The organism is Arthrobacter sp. P1_A5 (genome assembly GCF_056406825.1).
This window is the reverse complement of sequence record NZ_JBFTZL010000131.1, coordinates 1-10,596: the sequence shown is the minus strand read 5'-3', so window position 1 is coordinate 10,596 and position 10,596 is coordinate 1. Positions and strand designations below refer to the sequence as shown.

The 10,596-nt window shown below is 69.5% G+C and carries 12 protein-coding genes; 4 read left to right on the top strand and 8 right to left on the bottom strand.

What is annotated here, in order from left to right; all coding sequences use genetic code 11:
• The 3 genes from AC1D1S_RS15565 to AC1D1S_RS15555 all read left to right on the top strand — a co-directional run.
• A partial coding sequence (locus AC1D1S_RS15565) for a MaoC/PaaZ C-terminal domain-containing protein (RefSeq protein WP_476994858.1) occupies positions 1–273 on the top strand: 273 nt, incomplete at its 5' end.
• Positions 274–287: 14 nt separating this feature from the next.
• Positions 288–1,613, top strand: coding sequence for an MFS transporter (locus tag AC1D1S_RS15560; protein WP_476994857.1), 1,326 nt, complete (start codon positions 288–290; stop codon positions 1,611–1,613).
• Between the two features lie 56 nt (positions 1,614–1,669).
• A complete protein-coding gene (locus tag AC1D1S_RS15555) occupies positions 1,670–2,737 on the top strand; it encodes a UDP-N-acetylmuramate dehydrogenase (RefSeq protein WP_476945737.1) in 1,068 nt (355 codons plus the stop codon).
• A 76-nt stretch (positions 2,738–2,813) separates the two neighbouring features.
• Here the strand turns inward: AC1D1S_RS15555 and AC1D1S_RS15550 are convergent, their stop codons facing one another.
• Positions 2,814–3,374, bottom strand: a complete 561-nt coding sequence (locus tag AC1D1S_RS15550) for a hypothetical protein (protein WP_476945738.1) — start codon at positions 3,372–3,374, stop codon at positions 2,814–2,816.
• Positions 3,375–3,463: 89 nt separating this feature from the next.
• Between AC1D1S_RS15550 and AC1D1S_RS15545 the strand changes: the two genes are divergently transcribed.
• Complete coding sequence (locus AC1D1S_RS15545) at positions 3,464–4,570, top strand: winged helix DNA-binding domain-containing protein (RefSeq protein ID WP_476994856.1); 1,107 nt, start codon at positions 3,464–3,466, stop codon at positions 4,568–4,570.
• Positions 4,571–4,651: 81 nt separating this feature from the next.
• Here the strand turns inward: AC1D1S_RS15545 and asd are convergent, their stop codons facing one another.
• The 7 genes from asd to AC1D1S_RS15510 form a co-directional block, all read right to left on the bottom strand.
• A complete protein-coding gene (gene asd, locus AC1D1S_RS15540) occupies positions 4,652–5,794 on the bottom strand; it encodes an aspartate-semialdehyde dehydrogenase (RefSeq protein WP_476994855.1) in 1,143 nt (380 codons plus the stop codon).
• 45 nt (positions 5,795–5,839) lie between these two features.
• Positions 5,840–6,067, bottom strand: a complete 228-nt coding sequence (locus tag AC1D1S_RS15535; RefSeq protein ID WP_028276519.1) for an NF038396 family protein — start codon at positions 6,065–6,067, stop codon at positions 5,840–5,842.
• The gene (locus AC1D1S_RS15530; RefSeq protein ID WP_243181107.1) at positions 6,067–6,660 is read right to left on the bottom strand and encodes a dihydrofolate reductase; all 594 of its coding nucleotides are present in this window, start codon (positions 6,658–6,660) and stop codon (positions 6,067–6,069) included. The genes AC1D1S_RS15535 and AC1D1S_RS15530 overlap by 1 nt, the downstream gene beginning before the upstream one ends.
• Positions 6,657–7,460 (bottom strand): thymidylate synthase, encoded by an 804-nt coding sequence (locus AC1D1S_RS15525; RefSeq protein ID WP_243181106.1) that lies wholly within the window; start codon positions 7,458–7,460, stop codon positions 6,657–6,659. Before AC1D1S_RS15525 ends, AC1D1S_RS15530 begins: the two co-directional genes overlap by 4 nt.
• Before the next feature lie 33 nt (positions 7,461–7,493).
• Positions 7,494–7,895 (bottom strand): GntR family transcriptional regulator, encoded by a 402-nt coding sequence (locus tag AC1D1S_RS15520; RefSeq protein ID WP_476944035.1) that lies wholly within the window; start codon positions 7,893–7,895, stop codon positions 7,494–7,496.
• A complete protein-coding gene (locus tag AC1D1S_RS15515) occupies positions 7,892–9,550 on the bottom strand; it encodes a hypothetical protein (RefSeq protein WP_476994854.1) in 1,659 nt (552 codons plus the stop codon). Before AC1D1S_RS15515 ends, AC1D1S_RS15520 begins: the two co-directional genes overlap by 4 nt.
• Positions 9,551–9,616: 66 nt before the next feature.
• Positions 9,617–10,594 (bottom strand): NUDIX hydrolase, encoded by a 978-nt coding sequence (locus AC1D1S_RS15510; RefSeq protein ID WP_243181103.1) that lies wholly within the window; start codon positions 10,592–10,594, stop codon positions 9,617–9,619.
• Between the last annotated feature and the right edge of the window lie 2 nt (positions 10,595–10,596).

Below are 10,596 nucleotides of genomic sequence, written 5' to 3'. Positions count from 1 at the left end.
GCGCACGGCATGTTCACCATGGGTGCGGCCGTCCAGCTCGTGACCGACTGGGCCGGCGATCCCGCCGCCGTCGTCGACTTCCAGACCCGCTTTACCAAGCCGGTTCCCGTCGCCGACACGACGGGGACACCGGAGTCCGGCGCCGTGATCGAGATCAGCGGGGCCATCGGGGCCCTCGACGCCGACGCCGGCACCGCCCGCGTCGACCTCACGGTCGTCTCGGCCGCCCAGAAGGTCCTCGTCAAGGCCCAGGCCGTCGTCAGGGTGGCCTAGCCCATGGCGTTGCTGTGAATCTGGCTGCTGTGACCAAGGAAGTCTTCGTCCCGCCCGCCGAGATCACGCACTGGCGAAACGCCGTGGTGGTGGCCTACGCCGCGAGCGGAATCGCATTCTCCACCTGGGTGTCCCGGCTGCCGGCCATCCGCGACGGCCTGGACCTGACTCCCGGCACCATCGGACTGCTCCTGCTCTGCATGACGGCGGGATCCTTCCTGTCCGTGTCCGCCTCGGGCCTGATTGTTCTTCGCCTTGGCTCCAAGCGCACCATCCGGATCGGCAGCATCATGGTCGGATTCGGGCTGGCGCTGGCAGGCTTCGGCACCTCGGTGCTCGCCAGCCCGGTGGCGGTTGCCGCGGGTCTGGCAATCATCGGGCTGGGCACCGCCAGCTGGAACACCGCGTCCAACGTCGAAGGGGCGGCGGTGGAACGCGCCGTCCGGCGGCACATCATGCCCCGGCTGCACGGCTCCTTCAGCCTGGGCACTGTGGCGGGCGCCGGGCTGGGCGCCTGGGCTGCCGCCGCCGGGATCCCGGTCTTCCTGCACCTGGCAGTGGTGGGCCTGCTGGTGGCCGGCTCGGTGACCACCGCGGCGGCCTGGTTCCGGGCGGACATCACGCCCCTCGAGGCGGAGCAGCCCTTCAAAGCGTCCGGGACAGATACCTTCGAGGATCCTTCCACCGGGCCCATCCCGATCGTCCGGCAGACGGACGCGGTCCCGGAGCCGCCCTTGGACAACAAACGCCTCATCGCCCAGGCCTGGCGTGACAGGCGCACCCTGCTGCTGGGCGTGCTGGTCCTCGGGCTGGCCCTGGCCGAAGGAGCGGCGGGGGACTGGGTGGCGCTGGCGCTGGCCGACGGCCACGGCCAGACCGACGCCGCCGGAGCCGCCGGGTACGGGCTGTTCGTCACCTTCATGACCATCGGCCGCTTCGCCGGCACCCTGGTCCTGGACCGCTTCGGCCGGGTCCCGGTGATGCGCTGGTGCGCCGCGCTGGCGGTTCTGGGCCTCGGCCTGTTCGTCTTCGCACCGGTACCGTGGCTGGCCTACGTGGCCCTGGCCATCTGGGGACTCGGCGCGTCCCTGGGCTTCCCGGTCGGCATGTCCGCCGCGGCCGACGATCCCGTCAAGGCCGCCGCGCGGGTGTCCGTGGTGTCCACGATCGGCTACGGAGCGTTCCTGTGCGGGCCGCCGCTGCTGGGTCTGCTGGCCGAGCACGTCGGCATTCTCCACTCGCTGCTGGCCGTCATGGTGATGCTGATCGTCAGTTTCCTGCTCTCCCCGGTGACCCGTAAACTCCCCGCGCCCGTGCCCTTGCCGGGACAGAGCAGCTAGCCAGGTGCGGCCGGCACCGGCTTAGGCGGGCTGATGATCCCGGCTAGGCTGGTCAGGTGACCCAGATCCAGCTCTCCGCCCTGACCACCTCCGCCGTCGGCGGCCCCGCCGGCAGCTACATCGAGGCCCGCACCGAGGCCGCGATCATCGACGCCGTGCGCACCGCGGACGCCGCCGGCCAGTCCCTGCTGATCATCGGCGGCGGCTCCAACCTGTTGGTGTCCGACGCCGGGTTCCCCGGCGCGGTGCTGAAGATCGCCTCCGAGGGGTTCACCGTCGACGCCGAGGACTCCTGCGGCGGCGTGGCGGTGGTGGTCCAGGCCGGCCACAACTGGGACGCCTTCGTTGAACACGCCGTGAAGCATGCCTGGTCCGGCGTCGAAGCGCTCTCCGGAATCCCCGGTGCCACGGGCGCCACCCCCGTGCAGAACGTCGGCGCCTACGGGGCCGACGTCTCCCAGACGATCGCCGTCGTGCGCACCTGGGACCGGGAACGCAACGCGGTGAAGACCTTCACGAATTCCGAACTCAAGTTCGGCTACCGGGACTCCATCCTGAAGCAGACCACCGTCAACGGCTCACCGCGCTATGTGGTGCTCACCGTGGAATTCCAGCTCCCGCTCGGCCGGAAGAGCGCCCCGGTCCGCTACGCCGAACTCGCCCGGGTGCTCGGCGTCGAGCAGGGCCAGCGGGCCTACTCCACCGACGTCCGGCGCGAGGTGCTGCGGCTCCGGGCGTCCAAGGGCATGGTCTGGGACGCGGACGACCGTGACACCTACTCCACGGGATCCTTTTTCACGAACCCGATCGTGACCGAGGACGTCGCGGCACGGCTGCCGCAGGAGGCCCCGCGGTACCCCGCCGGTGCGGACGGGCTGACCAAGCTCTCGGCGGCGTGGCTCATCGACCAGGCCGGGTTCGCCAAGGGCTTCGGCCTGGACCCGCACAGCGTCTCGGGCGGCCGGGCCTCGCTGTCCACCAAGCACACCCTCGCCATCACTAACAGGGGAGGGGCGAGCGCGGCGGACATGCTGGCCGTCGCGCGCGAGGTCCGCCACGGCGTCGCCGAACGTTTCGGCATTGAACTGCACCCGGAGCCGCTGCTGATCGGCGTCGATCTCTAGGGAAGGTCCGGCCCCGGGAAAAGGGCCGCCGCCCGGGCAAGGCCGGGCAGCGCCGGCAGGGCGTCCCGCGCCCCGGCTACGGTTCCGTGTGGCGGGGTGCCACCTTGCTGAAAAGCATGAAGGTGAAACCCGAGGCCGCGGCCCCGAGCAGGAAGACCTGGCAGAACGCCACGGACTGGACGCTGGGCCCGCTTTGCAGCACCAGTCCGGCGCACGCAAACGCCACGGCGCCGGCGAGGAACGCCAGGGAGCCGAGCAGGAAGGCCTGCACGGTGGCCGGAAATTCGCCGCCATAGTCGAGCTGGAGCTCCCGGCCCTGCGGGGCAATGCTGCCGTGCTTCACAGCCGCCTGCACCCGTGCCTGAGACCGTGACTGAGGCTGTGACTGAGACCGTGACTGAGACCGTGACCGTGCCCGCGGCTGCAACGCCGCGGCCGTGACGAAGCTGGCCACGGACACCGCCATGGACAAGGCGGCCACCAGCTGCAGGGTGCTCATCATGGGCGAGAGCCGGGTACCGCTGGCGATGGCGACGGCGAGCCCGGCAGCCATGCCGGCGGCGCTGGACGCCCAGCCCAGCAGGGCCAGCTTCCGGCACAGGGGCCGCAGCAGCGGCCACACCTCACTCATAGTCATGATTCAAGGGTAGGGAAGCCTGCTGGATGGCGGCTGGGAACAGCCGGGCAACAACCCGACAGGCAACACAGGCGGCTTACCATGGTTCCATGGCAGCAGTGACGGGCATCCGCCGGCTTGGCCCCGGAATCATCGGCAGGCTGCGGCTGGCCGCCCAGGGACTGCTGGGACCGGGGTTTCAGTCCGTCCCCGACGCCGTCCGCGGCATGACGGCGATGCAGGCCCAGGACCTGCAGGCCGTGCTCTGGGCCGTCGGCCAGCGCGTGCCGGGTTCCCGCGCCGAAGACGTCCGCGGGGCGCTGGACCGGGCGGAGATCGTCCGTTCCTGGCCAATGCGCGGTACTTTGCACGTGCTGGCACCCGAGGACTTGAAATGGATGCTGGCCATCACCTCCGACCGGCTTATCCAGGGCCTGGCCCGGCGCCACTGGGAGCTCGAGATCACGGCAGGGGACATCGACGCCGCCGCGGCAACTGCCCTGCAGCTGGTCTCTGGAGGAGCTGCCAGCCGGGCGGAGCTGTTCCAGGCCTTCGAACGGGCGGGTCAGTCCACGGCGGGCCAGCGCGGCATTCATCTGCTCGGGATCCTGTGCCAGCGGGGGTTGCTGGTGCAGGGGCCGCTGGCCGGCAACCAGCAGCTGGTCGTGGCCTTTGGCGACTGGATCACCGAGTCGCGGACCCTGGACCGTTCCGACGGCATCGCCGAGTGGCTGCTGCGCTACTTTCGCAGTCACGGCCCCGCCACGGAACGTGATTTTGCCTGGTGGGCCGGCATTCCGCTGACGGAAACCCGGGCGGCCCTGGCCCGGGTGTCGGACCAGCTGGCGGAGCTGGAGTTTGAGGGGACCAGCTACTGGCTCTCTGCAGAGACAGCCGCGCTGCTCGACGACGGCGTCCCCGGTCAGCGCACGGTGCTGGCGCTGCCGGGGTTCGATGAATTCCTGCTCGGCTACGCGGACCGGTCCCTCGTGCTGCCGCCGGAGCATGCCGACAAGATCGTCCCCGGCGGCAACGGCGTGTTCAAGAAGACCATTGTGGCCGGCGGCGGCGTGATCGGCACCTGGGCCGGGCCGCCGGGCCGCAGGGGAGCCGGCGTCGTGCCCGAACCCTTCGACCCTGTTAACGGGCTGCGGCCCGCCGCCCAAAAGTCTTTTGGGCTGCAGGCCGCGAAATACCGCAGATTCCTTGGCGCCTGAACAGGTGCCGGAACAGGTGCCTGAACTTCCGCCTGAAGGGGTGTCTGAACGTCCGCCTGTATGCGTGTCCCGGACGGGCTCCTAGAGGTTTCCGGTGGCGATGCGGAGCATGCGCCGCAGCGGCTCCGCGGCGCCCCACAGCAGCTGGTCGCCCACCGTGAACGCGCTGATGTACTGCGGACCCATCTCAAGCTTGCGGATCCGGCCCACCGGAATGTCCAGGGTGCCGGAGGCCGCCACGGGCGTGAGCTCGGCCATCGAGGCTTCCTTGGTGTTTGGCACCACGCGGGCCCACTGGTTGTCCGCGTCCACGAGCTTCTCGATCTCGGCGACCGGGAGGTCCTCGCGCAGCTTCAGTGTCAGGGCCTGGGAGTGGGAGCGCATCGCACCGATCCGGATGCACAGGCCGTCCATGACGACGCGGTTCGCGGCGGAGGTGCCAAGGATCTTGTTCGTCTCCACTCCGGCCTTCCACTCCTCCTTGGACTGGCCGTTGCCGAGGTCCGCGTCGATCCAGGGGATCAGGGAACCGGCCAGCGGRACRCCGAACTGYGTGGCGTCGAYKCCGGCGCGCTGGTGTGCCAGGACCTTSCGGTCGATTTCGAGGATCGCCGACGCCGGGTCGTCCAGTTCGGAGCTGACCTCGGCGTTGAGGCTGCCGAACTGGTTCAGCAGTTCACGCATGTGGCGTGCCCCGCCGCCGGASGCSGCCTGGTACGTCATGGACGTGCCCCAYTCGACCAGGTYGTTCTTGAAGAGCCCGCCCAGGCCCATCAGCATGCAGGACACGGTGCAGTTGCCGCCGACGAAGTCCTTCACCCCGCCGGAGAGGCCGGCGTCGATGACGTCCCGGTTGATGGGGTCCAGCACGATGATGGAATCCTCATTCATGCGCAGCGTGGAGGCGGCATCGATCCAGAGGCCGTCCCAGCCTCGGCTGCGGAGCTCGCCGTGGACCTGCTTGGTGTAGTCCCCGCCCTGGGCGGTGACAATAATGGGCAGCTTCGCCAGCGTCTCGAGGTCGAACGCGTCCTCAAGCTTGCCGGCGGCGCCCGCAGCGGCGCCGGCCAGGGCCGGGGCGTCACCGCCCGCGTTCGAGGTGGAGAAGAAGACCGGGTTGATGTTGGCGAAGTCGCCCTCATCCTGCATGCGCTGCATGAGGACGGAACCGACCATGCCACGCCAACCAACCAGGCCGACGGACGGGGTAGCTGCTGTAGTCATGGGCCCAGTTTAGACTTCGCGGCCCGCCCGGCGCAGTCGGTTACGTCACGCGTTATAGTCGCCGCGGGGCTCTTCCAGCAGTGCCGCCTTGCGCCGGCGCAGCGCGAAAACCGCCCCGAACGTGAAGACCTGGGTCACCACCACCAGCACGATCGCCCCGAGGATCTTGTTGCCGCCCAGGATCATGGTCAGCCCCACGACCGCGGAGAGCAGTGCGAGCAGGGGCAGGAGCATGTACCCCAGGACAAAGAGTGTTTCTGGCTTCCTCAGCATTACTTGGCCTCCGTCCGGCGCCACAGCGTGATCCGGTAGCGGGTGCCGTTGGCGGAGGTCAGCCAGCCGTTGGCCGGGAGGCTGGCCGAGACGGTCCAGTCGTAGCCGAGTTCCGGAGCGAAGGTGTCCCCTTCGGCGCTGGTGTCGATGGTGGTGACGACGGCGACGTCGGCAAGGTCCAGAGACTGGGCAAAGATTTCGCCGCCGCCGATGATCCACACGGTCTCATGGCCGGCCACGAACTGGGATTCAAGCAAGGCGTCATCGAGCGACGCCACCGCGACGGCGCCTTCCGCGCCGGGGGTGTCCCGCCAGGCGGCCTGGCGGGTGATGACGATGTTCGTCCGGTCGGGCAGGGGGCGGTACTTGTCCGGGAATGATTCCCAGGTCTTGCGTCCCATGATGACCGGGTGGCCGGTGGTGAGGCGGCTGAAGTGCGACATGTCTTCGGGCAGGTGCCACGGCATGTCGCCGGCCTTGCCGATCACCCCGGTGCTGGTCTGGGCCCAGACGAGCCCGAGGCCAGTGGTGGACGCTCGGAGTTGCTCCGTGAAATCGCCGGGCTGCACGCCCGCGGTGTTGTCGTTGCTCATACGGCTATCGGGGCCTTAATCGTCGGGTGGTGCTGGTAGCCGACCACCTCGAAGTCCTCGAGGGTGTAGTCGAAGATGGAGTCCGGCTTGCGGGTGATGTTCAGCTGGGGGTAGTCGTAGGGCTCGCGGGCGAGCTGCTTGAGGACCTGGTCCATGTGGTTGTCGTAGATGTGGACATCCCCGCCGGTCCAGACGAATTCGCCCGGTTCCAGGCCGGTCTGCTGCGCGATCATGCGTGTCAGCAAGGCGTAGGACGCGATGTTGAAGGGCACGCCCAGGAAGGTGTCCGCCGACCGCTGGTACAGCTGGCACGAAAGCTTGCCGTCCGCCACGTAGAACTGGAAGAACGCGTGGCATGGGGGCAGGGCCATGTCCTTGAGTTCGGAGACGTTCCAGGCCGAGACGATGTGCCGGCGCGAATCCGGGTTGGACTTCAGGTTCTTGATGAGTTCGGCGATCTGGTCGATGTGGCCGCCGTCGGGCGTGGGCCAGGAACGCCACTGGACCCCGTAAACGGGACCGAGTTCGCCGTCGGCGTCGGCCCATTCGTCCCAGATGGTGACGCCCTGGTCCTGCATCCATTTGACGTTCGTGTCGCCGCGGAGGAACCAGAGCAGCTCCACCGCCACGGACTTGAAATGCACCCGCTTGGTGGTGATCAGCGGGAAGCTCTTGCTCAGGTCGAAGCGGAGCTGGCGGCCAAAAACACTCAGGGTGCCGGTGCCGGTGCGGTCCGATTTGTGCGTGCCGTGCTCGAGGACGTCGCGCAGGAGGTCTTCATAGGGCGTAGGGATGCTCACCGTTCCAGTCTACTGAGAACTCGCCGGCTCTCCTTATTTGTGTGACCCGCCCTGCCTCGCCCGCAGGATCGCCAGCAGTGCCGCGTCGTCGAGCCCGGCTGTGCGGCCTTCCGTAATGCAGCGGTCGACGGCGGCGATCACCTCCACCGGGACCGTGCCCGGGGGAAGTGCGGGCGGGGGCAGGATCGGCTGGCTGCCGGCGACCACCGTGCCGTTGCGCCGCCGGGTTTCGACCAGTCCGGCCAGTTCGAGTTCCTTGTAGGCCCGCGCGACTGTCCCGGCAGCGAGGCCCAAGTCCGACGCGAGGCTGCGGACGGTTGGCAGCCGGGTTCCCGCTGCAAGCGTCCCGAGGCTGATGAGGGAGGCGATCTGCGTCCGGATCTGCTCGAAGGGGGGAACCGGCGAACGCAGGTTGATGGCGATGCCCGCCGTCATGCGGCGACTTCCTTCCGCGGCAGGGGAGCCGGGGTCTTCCGGGCCAGGCCGCCCACGGGGACGAYGGCGATGAGCACGGCACTGGCGGCCAGGACAGCGCCGGCCAGGGTCGCGGGCCACCACGATCCGGCGGCCGGATCGACGGCGTCGCCGAACGCGTCCGACCCGAACACCGCCGCCCAGGCGTTGGTCTGGGTMAGCAGCAGGACACCGGCCTGGGCCGTGAGGGTTGCGGCGAGGGTCCGCACGATGCGGTGGACAGTGATGGCGCGCAGCGCGGCGTCCAGACCGCGCGGGGCGTCGCGGATGCCCTGGCGGGACCGGGCCCGGAGGAACGCCGGCAGGGCGGCAACGCAGGTCCCGGCCGTGAGCAGCGCAACCGGAACCCAGCCGGAATCTTCGGCCAGCAGGGCCCGCCCCGCGGTGGTGACGGCGAGGGCTGCCAGGAAGACCAGCAGCGCCAGGACCGCCGTGGTCAGCAGGGCGGCGTTGACCGGCTGCCGGGGCCAGGTGCGCGGCGCCTCGGGCGATCCGTAGTTGCGCTGCAGGACCAGCTCGCCTCCGGCGATGACCAGTAGGACGCAGATGCCCATCAGGGCCACGAGTCCCGCAAGTCCGTAGCCGGCGGCCGCCATGATCACGGGGGCGAGGAAGGCTCCGGCGACCAGCGGCACGGCGGCCGCGAGGCCCAGGAGCGCTCCAAGTGAGGAGACCAGCCTGGCGGCCGGGTGCTGGCGGCCGGTGGCGATCCCTGATTCCGGCCGGTTCCGGACGCCCAGCCCGGCGGAAGCAAGCCGAGGCGGCCGCCACCACCACATCACGAGCAGAACCACGGTCGCCGCGAGGCCGGCGAAGTTCGTCCACGATCCCGTTTGCTGGGCCGGATCGGGACGGGCCGCGAAGTTCCCCGCGATGACTGCCAAGCCGGCAGCCACTGTGGACACTGTGCGCAGCAGCCGGTTCATCGCGATGGTCCGCAGTACAGCGTTGTCCGCCGCGTCAAGGGACTCCAGCTGTCGGCGGCGGCCGATCAGCCACAAAACCAGCCACGTGCCGACGGCCAGCACCAGCAGGGCGCCGCCGAGCCAGGCGGCCACCTCCGGTCCGGGGATACGGCCGTCGCCGCCGCTGTTGTAGTAGCCGTACGCGCCGTCGCTGACCGTAGTGGGAGCCACGGCCGCGAACCCGGGCAGCGTGGCAGTCCGGGCGATGGCCGCGGCAGCCGAGACGAAGATCGCAGCCGTGGTCAATGCCAGCCTGCGGGGCAGGAAGTCTTTGATGCGCCGCACGGACAGCACGGCCTGCCGCCGCATTCGCCGCGGACCCGGGTAGCTGACCTGTCCCAGGGCATGCACGCCCAGGCAGCCCAGGACGGGCCATGCCAGCGCCGGGATGATCKAGTCGGCGCCCACCACGGCGGACGCTGACGGATTGGCCGGGATGATGCCCAGGGTCATGGCGCCCTGGAGTGAGCTCGCGAGCCAGCCGATCACACCTACCCACAGCCCGTGCTCCGACACTGTCTGCGGCGACGTTCCGGTCCCGGGAGCCCAGATCACCCACCGCAGAACGGCATACACCAGCAGGGCGGCGATCGCCGGGCCGAGCAACAGCATCGGCGGCACGTTCAACAGGACCGGCACGGAATCCCCCAAGATTCAGCAGTAATGTATCAAGCTATTGATACAAACTAGGCTTAGGGCCCCCCGGGGTCAAGGACCTCAGTCGTCGAACGGCTTGAACCGCTCCACCGCGACCACTTTTTTCTTGCTGCCGCGGGCGACGTGGCATACCACGATCTCGCCCGGCGCCAGGAACGGGTCCGAGGACGGCAGCAGGTCCCGCAGCCGGGAGTTCATGTGCTTCGCGAGTTGCTTCAGGACCGTGGGCAGGGCCGGACGGTGCGTACACAGCGCCACGGCCCGCTGCTTGTCGAACAATCCCTCGACGACGGCTGCCGTCTTGTGCGGGCTGCGGCTGTGCCGGTGCTCGGTGAGGGCCTCGTTGAGCTTGACCTTGGCGTCGGCCGCCTTGGCGTAGGGTGCGATGGTGGCCACGCACCGCAGCCACGGGCTTGAAACGATCCGCGCGGGCTTCCACGCCTGCAGGAGCCGCCCCACCGACTGCGCCTGCCGCATGCCGGTGGCGGCCAGCGGACGGTCGCCCTCGGCCTTGGACCAGGACGAGCGGGGCTTGGCCTTCGCGTGGCGCACGATCAGCAGCGGCCAGGTCGCCAGCTCCCCGCGGTCGTGGGCGTTCACCAGGTGCTGCAGCGGCTCGATGTCGCTCGGGTTGCTCAGGAGGCGGGCGGCCTTCTCGGGCGGGCACCACATGACGCTGTCGACTTCCGTGCCGTCCGGGATCAAGGCGGCGCCGTCGACGTCGACCGCCCAGTAGTGGACCACCTTCAGCCCGGCCGCCACATGGTAGTGGATGGGCGGGAGCGGGATCCCCAGGGGGGCGGTGAGCCCGATCTCCTCCTCCACCTCGCGCACGGCGCACTCCGGGATGGTCTCGCCGGCGTCGATTTTGCCCTTCGGCCAGGACCAGTCGTCATACCGCGGACGGTGGATCAGCAGGACCTCGAGCTGGTCCTTGTTTACCGAATTGAGGCGCCACGGGATGGCGCCCGCCGCCGTGACGGAAACCTCTTCACCGGGTTGGTCAGCCTGGTCCGCAACCAGTGCATCGCTGCTCACAC